The 15,512-nt window shown below is 47.2% G+C and carries 18 protein-coding genes and 1 pseudogene; 14 read left to right on the plus strand and 5 right to left on the minus strand.

Features of this window, described 5'->3' with window-relative positions; translation table 11 throughout:
• The first annotated feature begins 20 nt into the window (after window positions 1-20).
• The 4 genes and pseudogenes from G9F50_RS16780 to G9F50_RS16795 all read left to right on the plus strand — a co-directional run bounded on the left by G9F50_RS16780 (window position 21) and on the right by G9F50_RS16795 (window position 2,067).
• The gene (locus G9F50_RS16780) at window positions 21-827 is read left to right on the plus strand and encodes an EcsC family protein (RefSeq protein WP_060563108.1); all 807 of its coding nucleotides are present in this window, start codon (window positions 21-23) and stop codon (window positions 825-827) included.
• Between the two features lie 100 nt (window positions 828-927).
• Window positions 928-1,233, plus strand: a pseudogene (gene gsiB / locus G9F50_RS16785) (glucose starvation-inducible protein GsiB); the annotation flags it as partial.
• A gap of 139 nt (window positions 1,234-1,372) precedes the next feature.
• Window positions 1,373-1,714 (plus strand): cupin domain-containing protein, encoded by a 342-nt coding sequence (locus G9F50_RS16790; protein WP_042634851.1) that lies wholly within the window; start codon window positions 1,373-1,375, stop codon window positions 1,712-1,714.
• Window positions 1,708-2,067 (plus strand): DUF4937 domain-containing protein, encoded by a 360-nt coding sequence (locus G9F50_RS16795; protein ID WP_060563109.1) that lies wholly within the window; start codon window positions 1,708-1,710, stop codon window positions 2,065-2,067. The genes G9F50_RS16790 and G9F50_RS16795 overlap by 7 nt, the downstream gene beginning before the upstream one ends.
• A 36-nt stretch (window positions 2,068-2,103) precedes the next feature.
• On the opposite strand, the gene G9F50_RS16800 is transcribed toward G9F50_RS16795, so the two are convergent.
• Complete coding sequence (locus G9F50_RS16800; protein WP_060563110.1) at window positions 2,104-2,925, minus strand: manganese catalase; 822 nt, start codon at window positions 2,923-2,925, stop codon at window positions 2,104-2,106.
• 84 nt (window positions 2,926-3,009) lie between these two features.
• On the minus strand, window positions 3,010-4,062 hold the full coding sequence (locus G9F50_RS16805; protein WP_060563111.1) for a TRAP transporter substrate-binding protein: 1,053 nt from the start codon (window positions 4,060-4,062) through the stop codon (window positions 3,010-3,012).
• Window positions 4,063-4,142: 80 nt separating this feature from the next.
• Between G9F50_RS16805 and G9F50_RS16810 the strand changes: the two genes are divergently transcribed.
• The 8 genes from G9F50_RS16810 (at window position 4,143) to G9F50_RS16845 (ending at window position 12,490) form a co-directional block, all read left to right on the plus strand.
• Window positions 4,143-5,765, plus strand: coding sequence for a two-component system sensor histidine kinase DctS (locus G9F50_RS16810; protein WP_007410213.1), 1,623 nt, complete (start codon window positions 4,143-4,145; stop codon window positions 5,763-5,765).
• Entirely contained in the window at window positions 5,740-6,411 is a 672-nt protein-coding gene (locus G9F50_RS16815) for a two-component system response regulator DctR (RefSeq protein ID WP_003156219.1), read from the plus strand. The genes G9F50_RS16810 and G9F50_RS16815 overlap by 26 nt, the downstream gene beginning before the upstream one ends.
• Window positions 6,412-6,519: 108 nt before the next feature.
• Entirely contained in the window at window positions 6,520-7,776 is a 1,257-nt protein-coding gene (gene dctP, locus G9F50_RS16820; protein ID WP_012116859.1) for a C4-dicarboxylate transporter DctP, read from the plus strand.
• 185 nt (window positions 7,777-7,961) lie between these two features.
• Complete coding sequence (locus G9F50_RS16825) at window positions 7,962-9,011, plus strand: AI-2E family transporter (RefSeq protein WP_007410215.1); 1,050 nt, start codon at window positions 7,962-7,964, stop codon at window positions 9,009-9,011.
• Between the two features lie 101 nt (window positions 9,012-9,112).
• Complete coding sequence (locus G9F50_RS16830) at window positions 9,113-10,039, plus strand: ABC transporter ATP-binding protein (protein WP_012116860.1); 927 nt, start codon at window positions 9,113-9,115, stop codon at window positions 10,037-10,039.
• Window positions 10,032-10,799 (plus strand): ABC transporter permease, encoded by a 768-nt coding sequence (locus G9F50_RS16835; protein WP_007410217.1) that lies wholly within the window; start codon window positions 10,032-10,034, stop codon window positions 10,797-10,799. The genes G9F50_RS16830 and G9F50_RS16835 overlap by 8 nt, the downstream gene beginning before the upstream one ends.
• 94 nt (window positions 10,800-10,893) lie before the next feature.
• Entirely contained in the window at window positions 10,894-11,229 is a 336-nt protein-coding gene (locus G9F50_RS16840; protein WP_060563112.1) for a hypothetical protein, read from the plus strand.
• 115 nt (window positions 11,230-11,344) lie between these two features.
• Window positions 11,345-12,490 carry an acyl-CoA dehydrogenase family protein gene (locus tag G9F50_RS16845; protein WP_060563113.1) on the plus strand — a complete coding sequence of 382 codons (1,146 nt, stop codon included), beginning with the start codon at window positions 11,345-11,347 and terminating at the stop codon, window positions 12,488-12,490.
• Between the two features lie 25 nt (window positions 12,491-12,515).
• On the opposite strand, the gene fbpB is transcribed toward G9F50_RS16845, so the two are convergent.
• Window positions 12,516-12,662, minus strand: a complete 147-nt coding sequence (gene fbpB / locus G9F50_RS16850) for a Fur-regulated basic protein FbpB (protein ID WP_003156206.1) — start codon at window positions 12,660-12,662, stop codon at window positions 12,516-12,518.
• Window positions 12,649-12,828, minus strand: coding sequence for a Fur-regulated basic protein FbpA (locus G9F50_RS16855; RefSeq protein WP_003156203.1), 180 nt, complete (start codon window positions 12,826-12,828; stop codon window positions 12,649-12,651). The genes fbpB and G9F50_RS16855 overlap by 14 nt, the downstream gene beginning before the upstream one ends.
• 213 nt (window positions 12,829-13,041) lie before the next feature.
• Here G9F50_RS16855 and G9F50_RS16860 point away from each other — a divergent pair, with 213 nt between their 5' ends.
• Window positions 13,042-13,935, plus strand: a complete 894-nt coding sequence (locus tag G9F50_RS16860) for a cation diffusion facilitator family transporter (RefSeq protein ID WP_060563114.1) — start codon at window positions 13,042-13,044, stop codon at window positions 13,933-13,935.
• On the opposite strand, the gene G9F50_RS16865 is transcribed toward G9F50_RS16860, so the two are convergent.
• On the minus strand, window positions 13,932-14,249 hold the full coding sequence (locus tag G9F50_RS16865; RefSeq protein ID WP_003156200.1) for a thioredoxin family protein: 318 nt from the start codon (window positions 14,247-14,249) through the stop codon (window positions 13,932-13,934). The genes G9F50_RS16860 and G9F50_RS16865 overlap by 4 nt on opposite strands.
• Window positions 14,250-14,402: 153 nt before the next feature.
• Between G9F50_RS16865 and G9F50_RS16870 the strand changes: the two genes are divergently transcribed.
• Window positions 14,403-15,488, plus strand: coding sequence for a D-alanine--D-alanine ligase (locus G9F50_RS16870; protein WP_003156199.1), 1,086 nt, complete (start codon window positions 14,403-14,405; stop codon window positions 15,486-15,488).
• Window positions 15,489-15,512 lie beyond the last annotated feature (24 nt).

Genomic DNA, 15,512 nt, shown 5'->3' on the forward strand with positions numbered 1-15,512 from the left:
AGAAAGGACGTGCAGGACGGGTGACAGAAGAGCGGACAGACCTGGAAAGACAACTGAGAGACATTCAAAAATGGGAAAAGGCGCAGCAGAGGGTGATGTTCTGGCAAACATTCACCCGCTTGCCGTTTCAGCTTTTGGACAAGCTGACACCGCAATTTATTCAGAGGAAAATCGGACTCATTCTCGATGAAACGGGAACGTTTATTCAGTCAGGCGGACAGTACCTGACATCAGAAAAGCGCATCATGAAAAAGTTTCAAAAACGGCTGCCGCACGGTACATGTCAAACGCTTCACGACATCCGCAATGCGCCGCTTGCCGTCATGGACGAAATCGCAGAAGTCATAGCGCGTACAAGCGTAAAGGCCGCGACGGTGCAGGGAGCCGCAACGGGAGTCGGCGGCGTATTCACGCTGGCGGCAGACATTCCGGCGATGCTCGGCCTGTCCTTAAAGACGCTGCAGGATATCGCGGTTGCTTACGGCTTTGATCCGAAAGACAAAAAAGAACGCGTGTTTATCGTCAGATTGCTCCAGCTTGCATCCAGTGACGTCATCGGAAAAAAAGCGATCCTGCAAGATTTACGGCAATATGATCAAAACGACCGCGCCTATCAGCGCGTCGCCTCGCAAATCCAAGGCTGGCGGGAAGTCGTTTACAGCTACCGCGATACGTTCGCCGCGAAAAAACTGCTGCAAATGGTTCCGGCCGCAGGTATCATCTTCGGCGCGTCCGCCAACCGTTCAGCTTTAGAAAGCATCGCGGAAACAGGCATCATGCTTTATAAAAAACGCCGGATTCTAAAACGCCTGGACGATACAGAATGATAAAAACCCGCCCGAAAACACATTCAATGTGTTTTCTTTGTTTAGCAGTTCTGAAATCGGGAAACCAACAACCAACACCAATTAAAGGAGGAATTCAAAAATGGCACAAGATAATAACAAAATGAGCAGAGAAGAAGCAGGTCAAAAAGGCGGAGAAGCGACAAGCAATAACCATGACAAAGAATTCTATCAGGAAATTGGTCAAAAAGGCGGAGAAGCCACTAGCAAAAATCACGACAAAGAATTCTATCAGGAAATCGGTGAAAAAGGCGGAGAAGCCACTAGCAATAACCATGACAAGGAATTCTATCAAGAAATCGGCCAAAAAGGCGGAGAAGCCACAAGTAAAAATCATGACAAAGATTTTTATAAGGAAATCGGCCAAAAAGGCGGAAACAGACGAAGCAGCTAATAAAAGCATAAAAGGCAGACAACCTGCAGATCAAAAGCGATCCGGCGTATCAGCTGGATCGCTTTTTATTTTGGGAAAATCTTGATCTGAGCCGCCGTTGCGTTACAATAAATGAAAAAGGGGTTTTTCACTCGTGTCTGACATGCTGAATTTGCTCGCTATCGCCAATAAAGTCAAAGAAAAACACGACAATTTTTCAATCGCAGAGATCAATGACCACTGTGTGCGCCTCGCAGTGTTTACGGGAGAATATGACTGGCACCATCACCCTGACTCAGATGAATGGTTCATCGTTCTGGAAGGGGAGCTGCTGATTGATTTTAAGGACAAAGAAACCGCAGTGCTCAAGGCAAATGACAGCCTGCTCATCCCGAAAGGCACGATTCACCGCACCCGCTCTTACGTCAGAACCGTGAATCTCTGTGTCGAGCATACGCATGCGAAAACAGTCATCACAGAGGAATTGTCATGCTGATCAAAAAGATTGTATGTGAAACAGACGCTGCAAACGCTGAAGCATTTGCGCAAGCACAGTCAAGGTGGGGAGCATTATCATGTGTAAATGGCTTCGTCAAACAGGCCGGCGGGTGGCGGAAAAACGCAGACGGCCTGTTCATCGCAGAGATCATCAGCGTTTGGGAGAACAGACAGGCCTATGATGATTTTATGAAGAACGAACATGACCGAATATACGAAGAAAACGAGCAGAAGGCTGCGATTCTTTCAATAGAAGTGATGCTGTATGAAGAGGATGAACCTGTCATTCACGAGCTGTTACATCATCCGGACATCCGATACGAACCGGACTGGACGGTTCAGAAGGCATAATGAAAGCCCAAAACAGTTTGTTTTGGGCTTGTGTCTTTACTCGCGTCCGGGAAGCGTGTTGTGGACATACGGCGGGACAGGATCCAGCTTAGCTATTTCGCCGTGCGCTTTCGGTTCCTTTTCGTATTCAAATGGTTCTCCGTCCGGCGCTATTTCCTTCAGCCAATTTTGTTCAGCGCTTTCTCCGCCATCTGAGAAATGAATAAGCTTATGGGAGAATGACTGTTTTTCCAGTGCCTTCGGGAATGTGGAAGGAACGATCGGACCTTCCTGTTCTTCTAATTCTTTAATGGCCGCAAGCCATTGGTTTTGATGCATGGTATCGCGGGCCAATAAAAAGCTGAGCATATCTTTCACGCCTTTATCATCGGTCATTTCATACAGGCGTGCGACTTGAAGCCTTCCTTGTGATTCGGCGTTCAGATTGGCGCGGAAGTCTGCCAGAAGGTTTCCGCTTGCGACGATATAGCCTGCGCTCCACGGAACGCCCGTGCTGCTCTCCGGCATTGCGCCGAGTCCTGAGACGATCGCATGATGCGGATTCATCCCACCTAAAATGGACCCGATGACCGGGTCATCAGCCGCTTTTTCCTGCTCTGCCAGCGGTGCGTCTTCTAACAGTCTCGCAATCATCGTCGCGATCATTTCGACATGGCCGATTTCTTCCGTCGCGGTATCCATCAGAAGATCCTTATATTTTTCATTGCCCCGTGTATTCCATCCTTGGAACAAATATTGCATGGCGACGGATATTTCCCCGTATTGTCCCCCTAAAATTTCCTGCATCTTTTTGGCGAACAGCGGGTCAGGACGATCCGGTTTAGCCGGATGCTGCAGTTTTTTCGTATGTGTAAACATGTCTCCATCTCCTCTTTTTGCTCTGTCCCTATTTACTTCCCCGGCGGGAAAAGGGATGAAACGGAGATGGGCGTATTGGTCCTGCTAAGGCTCGCGGCGCAAGGATAACAAATCCTGCACAAGCCCGCGGCCGATCACCTGTTCATATTGTCCGTAAATCGGGTCGAGGCGTTTCATCCATGTGTTCTTTTCCGCTTTGCTCAGCACATGAATATGAATGGATGAATTCTTCTTTATCTCTTCAAGCTGGTCTTTATTCATTTTCTCAGCGGAGGCTTCGTTCCACTCCGTCGTTTCTCTCATCGCCTCCGTTAAGATGGTTCTCGTTTTTTCTGTCTGCGAATTCCAGAAATGCTCGTCGGTCATCACGGCATAACCGAGGTACCCGTGATTGCTGATTGTCAAATAATCTTGAACATTATAAAATTTTTTAGAATAGATATTTGAAATCGTATTTTCTTCTCCGTCTACGAGATTGCTTTCCAAGAGCTGAAACGTGGAATTAAAGGAATCCTGCCGCGGGTGCGCGCCGAGCAGGCGGTACTGGTCTTCGATCACGCTGCTCGGCATGATCCTGAGCGCCTGTCCTTTCAAATCGTCCGGAGTGAAGATCGGCCCTTTATTTGACGTAAGCTGCTTAAACCCGTTCGTCCAGTACGCCAGTCCTTTCAAATGATGCTTTTCTAATGAAGCGAACAGGCGTGTGCCGATTTTGCCGTTGAGGCCTTCTTGCACGGCTTTATAGTTTGTAAACGCGTACGGCAGATCCAAAACACCCCATTCGGGAGACAGTGATCCGAGCTTTGAGGTGGAGGGAGCGATGAATTGCACGTCCCCGTTTTGGAGGGCGTTTATTTCTTCATTATCTGAATAGAGGCTCCCGTTTGGAAACACCTCTACTTTAATGGTGCCGCCGGACTTTTGATAGACAAGGTCGGCAAACTTATTCGCCGCCCGCCCTTTTGGCGTGTTCTCAGCAACGACATGGCTGAATTTGAAAACGATTTGATCTTTCAGGCCTTCCTGTTCGTCATCATAATACGGTTCTTCCGTTGAGAAAAGATCATGAAAGCCGATGAATAAAGCGGTTCCGATACCGAGTACCATCAGGCTGAGACAAGTCAGCAAGCTTTTCATCGAAAACCCCCTCCGCCATTTTCTATAACAAGCATAATCGGGCGGGCCGTTTTCGTAAAGAGACGGAAAGGAAGAGGCCAATGACGAAAAAAAAGCTCACCATCCGCTGGAAAATCACCATACTTTCGTATATCGTCGTGCTTTTTACCTTTTTGATCGTCGGCATCGTGCTGATCGGCAATATTCAGCATACAGAGGAGCGCGAGCTGAAAAAACGGCTGATGAATACCGCGCGGACGGTATCTGAGATGACCGATGTCAAACGCGCCCTCGAGCAGAAAAAACAAAGGGAAGACGTGCGCCATGCGGTCGAAGAAATAAGGATCATCAATGAAGCGGACTACATCGTCGTCATGGATATGGATCATATCCGCTATTCACATCCCGTCAGCACAATGATCGGAAAGCGTTCAAGGGGTGAGGACGAAGCCGCGGCGTTCGCCGAGCACATTTATTTTTCCGAAGCAAAGGGAGAAATCGGCACCGCCGTCCGCGCTTTTTATCCCATCAAAGACCGGGATTTGAATCAGATCGGCGTCGTTCTGGCCGGTAAAACGCTGCCCGGATTCGGTGAAATTCTTCTTCAGCTGAAACATGAAATACTGTTTATCGTTCTGCTGGCGCTCGGGTTCGGACTGGCCGGCTCCTTTTTGCTGGCCCGCCACATCAAAAAACAAATGTTTTGGCTGGAGCCCCATGAGATTGTGAGAATGTATGAGGAACGGACCGCTACGTTTCATTCAATGAATGAGGGCGTTATCGCGATTGATAATCAGCATCACATCACCATTTTTAATGAAAAAGCGAAGCAGATATTCAATGTCAGACAAGAAACAGACGGCAGGCTGATCTGGGACGTGTTAAAAGATTCCCGCCTCCCTGAAATCGTCGAGCGGAACCGAGCGGTATATAATGAAGAAATCCAAGTCAGCGGAAAGGTGATTATGAGCAGCAGAATTCCGATCGTCATGAAAAAGAAGGTCATCGGAGCCGTCGCCATTTTTCAGGACAGGACGGAAGCGGCGAAAATGGCGGAAGAACTGACAGGTGTGAAAAATTTTGTCGATGCGCTCAGAGTCCAAAATCATGAACATATGAACAAGCTTCACACCATCGCGGGACTGATTCAGCTCGGAAAATCAGAAAAAGCGCTCCAGCTTGCTTTTAAGGAATCATCAGAACAAGAAAGCGTCACCGATTTTCTTCATCAGGCCATTCAGAATGACGCTGCGGCGGGACTGCTGTTAAGCAAAATCAAAAGAGGAAAAGAGCTTGGCATTTCTGTGAAAATTGATGAAAACAGCAGTTTCTCGGCATTTCCGGAGCATGTCGACCAGCATGACATTGTCGTCCTGCTCGGCAATTTAATTGAAAATGCGTTCGGCGCATTCGAAACAGCGGACACGGAGGACAAACATATTGACATCAGTATCGAGCAAAATGATGAAGTGCTTGCTATATTAATAGAAGACAACGGAAGCGGGATTTCCGATCAGCACATCCCGCACCTTTATGACAAAGGGTTTACCGTCAATAAAACGGGAGGAACGGGATACGGCTTGTACCTCGTCAAACAAATCGTCGACAAAGGGATGGGCGTTATTGAAGTCGACACACGGCAGGGACAGGGAACGGCATTTTCTATTTTATTTCCGATGAAGGGGGAGGAATCATTCGATGGACATCAAGGTGCTGCTTATTGAAGATGATCCGATGGTGCAGGAGGTGAATAAAGAATTTATCACCGGTGTTTCGGGGTTCAGCGTCATCGCCACGGCCGCTGACGGAGACGAGGGAATCAGGCTTATTAAAGATCTGCGGCCCGGGCTCGTGGTATTAGACGTATACATGCCGAAAAAAGACGGAATTAAAACGCTCCAGGAAATCAGAAAACAAAAGCTCGAAGTAGACGTCATCATCGTCTCGGCCGCAAAAGACAAAGAAACAATCCAGCTTATGCTGCAAAACGGTGCGGCCGACTATATTTTGAAGCCGTTTAAGCTGGAGCGGATGAGACAGGCGCTCGAAAACTATAAACAATATAAACGGAAAATTGAAGAGCATGACACCATGTCGCAAGAGCAGCTTGACATGCTGCTTAAAATTCCGCAAAATCCGTCCCGCGATCTGCCGAAGGGGTTAAATCATTTTACGATGAATGAAATTTTGACCTATATGAAACAGCAGACGGAGCCGCTTTCAGCTGAAGAAGCCGCCAAAGCGCTCGGAATCGCCAGGGTGACAGCGCGGCGTTATCTTGATTTTCTTGAGAAAGACGGCCAGATTAAGCTCGACATTCAATACGGGGGAGTGGGCCGGCCGGTTAACCGCTACAAATTCGTCCGCTAGCCGAGACCAAAAAGACCAAAATGTCCGTTATGATCATAAGCTTCCCCTCTTTGTTTGAAAACGCTATCATTTTTGTATAGACGCAGCGAGAGGCAAGGGGGAGTAGGGATGAAAATTTTCAAAAATCTTACGGTGCAGGTCATCACAGCGGTGATCATCGGCGTCATTGTCGGACTCGTATGGCCTGAGGCCGGGAAGCAGATGAAGCCGCTCGGCGATACATTTATCAATGCGGTAAAAATGATTATCGCACCGATCATATTCCTGACGATCGTGCTTGGCATCGCCAAGATGGGAGACATGAAAAAAGTCGGCAAAGTCGGGGGAAAAGCATTTATTTATTTTGAAGTCGTGACCACCATCGCCCTCATTATCGGACTTCTGGTCGTCAATATCATGAAACCCGGTGAGGGGCTTGATTACAGCAAGCTTGAAAAAGGGGATGTCTCTCAGTACACGCAAAACGGGGGACAGGGGATTGACTGGATTGAATTTATCACTCACATCGTTCCGTCAAATATGGTTGACGCTTTCGCAAAAGGCGACATTCTTCAGGTCTTATTCTTTTCTGTTTTATTCGGTGTCGGCCTGGCGGCGCTCGGTGAAAGAGGCAAAAGCATTATTGATTTCTTTGATAAACTGTCGCATGTTTTTTTCAAAATCATCGGCTACATCATGCGCGCGGCGCCGATCGGCGCATTCGGAGCCATGGCCTATACGATCGGGCACTTCGGCCTTGATTCCATCAAGCCGCTGGCGAGTCTGATGCTGTCTGTATACGTTACGATGTTCCTGTTTGTATTTGTCGCTTTGAATATCATTTGCAAACTATTCGGTTTCAGCTTGTGGAACTATCTCCGTTTTATTAAAGATGAACTGCTCATCGTTCTCGGTACAAGCTCTTCTGAGTCCGTCCTTCCGCGGATGATGGATAAAATGGAGCGTTACGGCTGTTCCAAATCGGTTGTCGGCCTTGTCATTCCGACGGGATATTCTTTTAACCTGGACGGCACCTCAATTTATCTGTCCATGGCGACGGTTTTTCTGGCGCAGGTGTTCGGCGTTGACCTTACCATCGGCCAGCAGGTTACGATCATTCTCGTGCTGATGCTGACATCAAAAGGCGCGGCGGGCGTAACCGGAAGCGGATTTATCGTGCTCGCCTCCACTTTATCGGCGCTCCAGGTTATTCCGCTGGAGGGGCTGGCGCTGCTCCTCGGCGTCGACCGCTTTATGAGTGAAGGAAGGGCGATCGTCAACCTGATCGGAAACGGAATCGCCACCATCATCGTAGCCAAGAGCGAAAATGAGTTTGACGAAGCGAAAAGCACACAGGCCGTTAAAGAAATGAAAACGGCGGTATAAAAGGAAAGGAACGGCATGCATCGGGCATGCCGTTCTTTTTTTCGGCCGCCATGAGTAAAAAAGATAAATTTGTTTAAATTTATTAGGAGGTGGACAAAGACCTTAGCGTCATTTTGTTATATAATTTACAATTAGAGAGTGAAAGATGAAATCTAAGGGCTTTTTGTCCTAGCAGGAGTGTATAAATGGCGGCTATTTTTAAATTTTTTCAGCATCCGGGTGTCAGACGTTTTTCCGTTTTTCTTGTTTTGACTGGGGTGTTAGTTGTATTCCGAAGTATGATTAATTTGATTTTGCTTACGTTTATTTTTACTTTTCTGATGGATCGGCTGGAGACTGTCATCCGGCACGTGTTGAACCATTTTTTCCGGATCAGCCAGAGGGTGGTCATCACCGTTTTATATATTGCGCTGGCTGTCGGGGCGACTGTCGGAGGCTTTGTCTTTTACCCGATTGTTGCCAAGCAGATTGAACAGCTGATTAAGCAGATCAAGCACATCGCGTATCATCCCGATGTCATTCCGTTTTATGATGAGATATCGAGCGTGTTCGGCGATATCAATATCGGTTCCTATGTAAAAGAAGGTTTTAATGTACTGTATACATACTTGGCCGATATCAGCACTTTCGGTTTGCAGGTCGTGATGTCACTGATTCTCAGCATGTTTTTCCTGTTCGAGAAAAAGCGGCTCACGGAGTTTATGAAAAAATTTCAGCACAGCAAGCTGTCTGTTTTTTACTACGAACTTGCTTATTTCGGCAGCAAGTTTGCGAGAACATTCGGCAAAGTGCTTGAAGCCCAATTTATTATCGCGCTGGTGAACTGTATCCTCACCTTGATCGCATTGGCGATTCTGCATTTTCCGCAGCTGTTCGGCCTGTCCATCATGGTCTTTTTCCTCGGGCTTATTCCCGTTGCGGGTGTGGTGATTTCGCTCATTCCGCTCAGCATCATCGCGTATACGACGGGCGGCGCTGCGTATGTCATCTACATCGTGCTGGTCATTTTCGTCATCCATGCGATTGAGACGTACTTCCTTAATCCGAAACTGATGTCAGCGAAAACGGAACTGCCGATCTTTTTTACCTTTACAGTTCTGATTTTCTCGGAACATTTCTTCGGCATTTGGGGCTTGATTATCGGAATTCCGATTTTTGTGTTCCTGCTTGATATTCTGGATGTCGTCAATAATGAAGAGAAGGAAAAAAACGGACCGGTCCCGGATAAGACATAACGCCGGCTCCGGCTCTTCACGAATATATGACTAATGTTATAATGCAGACAGTGCCTATGTACGGGCACTGTTTATTTTTTGTGAAAAAGGAGGAAGGCTGTATGACTGAGCCGATTTTACATATTGAAGGCCTTGACAAAACAATAGGCAAAAAGCACATTTTAAAAAACATCAGCATGGATGTCAGGCAGGGCGAGATCATCGGTTTGCTCGGTCCGAACGGGTCGGGAAAAACCACACTTATCCGAATCATCGTCGGTCTTTTAAAGAAAAACAGCGGCACGATTACAATTAACGGCTTTCAGCACGATGCTGATTTCGAAAAAGCGCTTGAATCCGTCGGAGCGATCGTGGAAAATCCTGAATTCTACCCGTACCTGACGGGGTGGGAAAATCTGAAGCACTTTGCCAACATGCACAAAAACATCAAAGAGGACAGGCTTCAGGAAGTCATCGAGCGGGTCGGGCTCACCAATGCCGTTCATGACAAAGTTAAAACGTATTCCCTTGGTATGCGTCAGCGTCTCGGGATTGCGCAGGCCATTCTTCACCGTCCGAATCTGCTCATTTTAGATGAACCGACAAACGGGCTTGATCCCGGCGGAATGAAGGATTTCCGCGATCACTTAAAGGAACTCGCGGAGCTTGAAGGGACGAGCATCCTTTTTGCGACGCATTTATTGCGTGAAGTGGAGGACCTTTGCGACCGTGTCATCATCATTCAAAAAGGTGAGATCAAAACAGAGGTTGTTCTGCGCGGCGCTGAGGAAAAAGAAGAAAAAGCCGTCCTCGACATTCAGCCGGCTGACGAAGCCTTCGAATGGCTGTCCCAACAGCAATTTGCTCCGGAGAAAAACGGCGGGGGCATTACCGTCACCGTAGCGAAGAAGGACATCCCGGCATTAAACCGTGCGCTCGTCGGACAAGACTTTCTCGTGTATTCCATCATGCCGTATGCGGAATCGCTGGAGGATGAATTCATGAAAGTGACGACGGCGCTTCAAGAGGAGGGGGAAACGAATGTTTAAATTGACAGCGAATGAGCATATGAAACTCTTTAACCGAAAAGTCTCATTAGTGGCGCTGATTCTGATGGCCGTTCTCCAATTTATTATGGCGCTTGTCATTAAACGGCTTGTCATCAGTTCCGGAACGGATGAGAATTTCATCGGCTATATGGCGTACGCGCCCGGGCTGAATATTCTGCTTGAGGCATTAACGATCGTGATCGCGGCAACGATCATTTCCGCTGAATTTGATAAGAAAACGATCAAATTTTTATTAATCCGCCCGGTAAAGCGGGAGCGGATTTTTGTATCTAAACTCATTACCGTATTTTTGGTCAGCTTGTACCTGTATGCGGCGTACTATATTCTGTCTCTGCTGTTCGGCATGGCTTTCTTCGGCGTGTCGGTGACATCTGAATCAGGGACGCTTCTTATGAACACCCTGAAAGTAATCGGCACGAACTGGGTCGAGGCGTTTGCGATGGCATGCTTTGGCTTGCTGTGTTCTTCTGTATTCCGAAACAGCGCAACGGCCGTCATTTTGTCATTTATCGTGCTGTATGGCGCAAAATCACTCGTGACGATTATGTCGCTCTTCCAAAACAAATGGGGAAGTTTTCTGCTGTTCGCAAATACTGACCTGACGCAATATATGAGCGGGGCAAAACCGCTGTTTGCGGGAATGACGCCGTTATTTTCCGCAGGCATTATCATTATCCATATCGTATTCTTCTTAGCCGTCGCTTGGTGGAGCTTTTGCAAACGCGATGTTCGGGTATAAAGTAAAGGAATGACATTTTTGTGAAAAAGATCACGATAAATCAATAATTTATGCTATTTTGATTTATAATAAAGGTAATGACGGAGGTGCTCACTTGAGAAATTTTATTACCGCATTACCGATTGTGTTATTGCTTGGTTTTTCCTTTGTGTCATTCATGTTCCAATTCGAACATCTTGTTTATTTCAGGCTTGCGCTGGGTTTGTTTTCTACAGTGGGGCTGTTTCTCTTATATAAAATGAAGTCGGGATTCCGTTATTTCATCATCTACCTGTATGCAAGCTGGATCATGCTTGCGGCAGTTACCGCGTTTGAAGAGCCGATTTTTTCTAGCTTTTTCTTTGGCGGGCTTGTGATGACGATGGGTTATCTCACATATATGCTGATTTATCTCGGGCTTAAGCAGGACCGCGGCCCGGAAGCAGTCTGAACGCGCTATTCCATGGAATAGCGTGTTTTTTTTGTACAGCCTCACAGTTGCGAAACGAGACTTGAATCTCTATAATACTTATTAACTTTATCGGAATTATAATGGGGGGATTCCAGTGTCTTTATGGATACAGAATGAACGGCAGAGGGAATGGATGGAAAAAATCGGCCTGCTTGCAGACGAATTTCAAAAAACAGCCGCGCTTGATGATGAGGCGGGCCGTTTTCCCGCGGAGAAAATTCAAAGACTGCGCGACGCGGGATATACGGCGTTAACGGTACCTGAGGCATTCGGCGGTGCAGGCATTTCCGTTTATGATATGGTGCTGTTTCAGGAACGGCTGGCGCGGGGAGACGCGGCCGTTGCTCTCGGAATCGGCTGGCATTTATCCGTCATGGGTGAGCTCGGAGAAGGAAACAGCTGGGATGAAGATGTCTTTTCATTTATCACAGAAGAGGTGAAAAAGGGAGCTGTCCTGAACAGGGCAGCGACGGAACGGCAGACCGGGAGTCCGACGAGGGGAGGAAGACCCGGCACCTCCGCTGTCAAAAAAGACGGAAAATGGGTGCTGAACGGCCGAAAAACCTTTACAACCCTTTCGTTGACTTTGGATTATATGCTTGTGACGGCATGGATTGAAGAAAAACAAACGACCGGTGTTTTTCTCATTCATAAAGATCAGTCAGGCGTTTCAGTCGAAGAAACATGGGATATGATTGCCATGAAGGCGACCGGAAGCCATGATCTCCTTTTAGATCATGTCACGGTCAGTGACGAGCGGCTTGTGGAGCTTATCAGCGGGCCGAGAGCGGCGAAAGTGAATGGCTGGCTGCTTCACATTCCGGCTGCTTATCTGGGCATCGCTCAAGCGGCAAGGGACTATGCCGTCCGGTTTGCATCCGAATATTCGCCGAACAGCCTGAACGGACCGATTAAAGACGTGCCGGCCGTTCAGCAGCGTGTCGGAGAAATGGAGCTTGAATTGTTAAAAGCGAGACAGTTTCTCTTCACGGCGGCGCAAATGTATGATGACCCGAAACGCCGTCCTTTCATCAAAAGCGAGCTTGGCGCCGCAAAACATATTGTGACAAATACCGTCCTTTCTGTTGTTGATAAAGCAATGAGAATCACCGGCGCAAAAAGCCTGGAGCGAAACAATCCGCTTCAGCGGTATTATCGGGATGCCCGGGCCGGCCTTCACAATCCGCCGATGGACGATGCGGTCATCGGCAAATTAGCGGCGGAAGCCTTTGAGCAATAAAAAAAGAGCCTGAAAAAGGCTCTTTTTATGTATGGCTGTTGTGCCGGAGCAGTTTTTGATGCTTGCGGTCAATTCTGTCATAGATCACATTCATCAGCTTTTGATTATTCATAATGGCCGCCTTGTTTTCTTTTATCAGCTGTTCGTATGTTTTTATTTTACGTTTCGCCATGAGCCCGCACCTTCCTAACATATTTGTATTCGCTTTCTAATTCTCCGAGCGATAATTCATATAAATGCCGTTCCGACTTTTTGTATATTCCGTTATTGATCAGCAAATGGATCAGATGTTTTTTTCGTCCTTCAACTGATGATCTGAGCTGAGGAGAAGACCTCATGATTACCCTCCTAATCAAATGATATTGAGAATCATTATCAGTTAATGGAAGTATACAATGGGCATATTCATATGTAAAGGGAAAATACCGCCAATTTTTCGACAAAAAGTTTCCCGGGGAATAATGCTGTCGAATATTGCATTTGCTCAGATCAAAGCTGCTATTTTTCCGCTTTTCCATCCATACTATGAATGAGAATGGAGGAGTCCTTACATGAATGATCAAACGGCAAACTTAAAACGGGGTGAGAAAGGCGCGATTCTTAATATCGCCGCGTACCTCATCCTTGCCGCCGTCAAACTGGTGATCGGTCTTATTTATCATTCCGAAGCGCTCAGAGCGGACGGGTTAAATAATGCCACGGATATTGTCGCATCACTGGCTGTGCTGATCGGGCTCCGGGTTTCCCAGCGTCCCGCGGACAGTGATCATGCCTACGGACATTATCGGGCTGAAACAATTTCTTCATTAATTGCGTCTTTTATTATGATGGCGGTCGGTATTGAAGTGCTGATCGGAGGGGCAAAGGCGATTGTCAGCGGAACGGAGGCCGAGCCGAGCTTCATTGCGGCATGGACGGCGCTCGGAAGCGCGATTGTAATGTACGGCATGTATGTATATAACAGCCGTCTTGCAGATCGGGTTAAAAGTTCTGCGCTTCATGCGGCGGCGAAAGACAGCCGTTCTGACGCCTATGTCAGTATTGGGGCGTTTATAGGCGTCTTAACGGCCCGGCTTCATCTGCCGTGGATTGATCCGGTCATTGCTTTTCTGATCGGAATCATCATCTGTAAGACGGCATGGGACATCTTCAAAGATGCTTCCCACTCATTGACGGACGGGTTTGATCTGAAAGATTTGGAGCCGTATAAACACACGGTGAAAGAAATAAAAGAGGTCAGCAGGCTGAAGGATGTGAAAGCAAGGTATTTAGGGAGCACGGTTCATGTGGAAATGGTCATTACGGTAGATCCGGGACTGTCTGTGAAAGAAGGCCATGAAGTAGCCGATGAGGTCGAATATGCAATAAAACATGAACATGATGTGACTCATGTCCATGTTCATGTAGAGCCTGAAGTCATAAACAAAGATCGTGAAACGAATTAAATATGCTGTGATAAAAACTCTGTGACTTCTTCGGGCGTTTTCGCGTTTGCGCTGTGAAGATGCGCTTTCTTTTCGCCGTTTTTAAAGATCAGAAGGCTCGGTATGCCCATTACCTGATATTTGTCGGCAAGCTCAGGGAGCTCGTCTCTGTTCAGTTCATACCAATCATTTTGATTATATTCTTCCAAAATATCGCCGATGAACATATTCATGCGCGTGCAGTCAGGGCACCAGTCAGCGAAAAATTTCACGATGATTTCCTTGTCGGATTGAATAAGTTCATTAAATTGTTCTGTTGTACTGATTTTTTTCATATGACACATCTCCTTTTCCATGCCATTTTAATATAAAATAAAAAGGAATTACATACAAATGCTTTCATATTCAGAATGCCCAAAAATAATTAGATCATTTTCTGAGGAAAGTGATAAGATAGTAAAGATGAATTGTTGTGGGGGGAATATCCATTGAAAACAAGTCTAGGATTGGTGTACGGCGGAAAGTCAGCCGAACACAATGTATCGCTGCAGACAGCATTAGCTGTAACAAAAGCGCTTAATACTGAGAAGTTTGATATACATCCGATTTACATCACTGAAAAAGGAGAATGGCAAAGAGGCCCGCTGCTGACTGAGCCGGTTTCCAACGTGAAAATGCTCCAGCTGGAACAAAACGGTGAAAGTTTCGCTCTATCAGCATTGAACCGGGAAATGTTTCCTGAAGCGTCGCCTGACGAAAAGGCGCCGATCGATGTCGTATTTCCGCTTCTCCACGGACCGAACGGTGAAGACGGCACCATTCAGGGTCTGCTGGAATTGCTGAACGTTCCTTATGTCGGCAACGGGGTGCTTGCATCATCAGCCGGCATGGATAAAGTCATCATGAAGCATTTGTTCGCTCAAGCGGGGCTTCCGCAGGCGAAGTACGCCGCTTTCTTAAAAAAGGACTGGAAACAGACACCGGACAGCTGCTTACAGCAGGTTGAAGAGGAGCTGGGATATCCGTGCTTCGTCAAACCGGCGAACCTCGGATCAAGCGTCGGAATCAGCAAATGCCGAAACCGTGAAGAGCTTGAAAAAGCCTTCGAACTGGCTTTTGAGTATGACCGGAAAATTGTGGTGGAAGAAGGAATCGCCGGAAGAGAAATTGAAATCGGCGTACTCGGAAATGACGAACCGAAATGCTCCGCCGTCGGTGAAATCGCGCCGAAAACCGACTTTTACGATTACAAAGCGAAATATGAAGACGGCGACACGGATTTAATGATTCCCGCGCAAGTGACGGATGAACAATATGCGGAAATCAGCGAGATGGCGATTAAAGCCTTCAAAGCGATTGACGGATCAGGCCTTGTCCGCGCCGATTTCTTCCTGACCAATGACGGTCAAGTGCTCATTAACGAAGTGAACACAATGCCGGGCTTTACGCCATTCAGCATGTTCCCGCTGCTTTGGAAAGAAGCAGGTGTAGATTACAGTGATCTGATCGAACAGCTGGTTGAGCTGGCAAAAGAACGCCATGCCGAAAAACAGCTGATTAAACATACATTTTAATGAAGACGGACACTGCCTGAAGGG

It is taken from the genome of Bacillus sp. EKM206B (genome assembly GCF_011066015.1).
Lineage (GTDB): Bacteria > Bacillota > Bacilli > Bacillales > Bacillaceae > Bacillus > Bacillus velezensis.

Excerpts from the sequence above, each read along its gene's own strand:
- G9F50_RS16865 (WP_003156200.1), bottom strand. The coding sequence starts at position 14,249 with ATGAAAAAAATCAGTACAACAGAACAATTTAATGAACTTATTCAATCC.
- G9F50_RS16815 (WP_003156219.1), top strand. The coding sequence starts at position 5,740 with ATGGACATCAAGGTGCTGCTTATTGAAGATGATCCGATGGTGCAGGAG.
- G9F50_RS16795 (WP_060563109.1), top strand. The coding sequence starts at position 1,708 with ATGCTGATCAAAAAGATTGTATGTGAAACAGACGCTGCAAACGCTGAA.
- G9F50_RS16800 (WP_060563110.1), bottom strand. The coding sequence starts at position 2,925 with ATGTTTACACATACGAAAAAACTGCAGCATCCGGCTAAACCGGATCGT.
- G9F50_RS16835 (WP_007410217.1), top strand. The coding sequence starts at position 10,032 with ATGTTTAAATTGACAGCGAATGAGCATATGAAACTCTTTAACCGAAAA.
- G9F50_RS16825 (WP_007410215.1), top strand. The coding sequence starts at position 7,962 with ATGGCGGCTATTTTTAAATTTTTTCAGCATCCGGGTGTCAGACGTTTT.
- dctP (WP_012116859.1), top strand. The coding sequence starts at position 6,520 with ATGAAAATTTTCAAAAATCTTACGGTGCAGGTCATCACAGCGGTGATC.
- G9F50_RS16810 (WP_007410213.1), top strand. The coding sequence starts at position 4,143 with ATGACGAAAAAAAAGCTCACCATCCGCTGGAAAATCACCATACTTTCG.
- fbpB (WP_003156206.1), bottom strand. The coding sequence starts at position 12,662 with ATGGCGAAACGTAAAATAAAAACATACGAACAGCTGATAAAAGAAAAC.
- G9F50_RS16855 (WP_003156203.1), bottom strand. The coding sequence starts at position 12,828 with ATGAGGTCTTCTCCTCAGCTCAGATCATCAGTTGAAGGACGAAAAAAA.
- G9F50_RS16860 (WP_060563114.1), top strand. The coding sequence starts at position 13,042 with ATGAATGATCAAACGGCAAACTTAAAACGGGGTGAGAAAGGCGCGATT.
- G9F50_RS16830 (WP_012116860.1), top strand. The coding sequence starts at position 9,113 with ATGACTGAGCCGATTTTACATATTGAAGGCCTTGACAAAACAATAGGC.
- G9F50_RS16805 (WP_060563111.1), bottom strand. The coding sequence starts at position 4,062 with ATGAAAAGCTTGCTGACTTGTCTCAGCCTGATGGTACTCGGTATCGGA.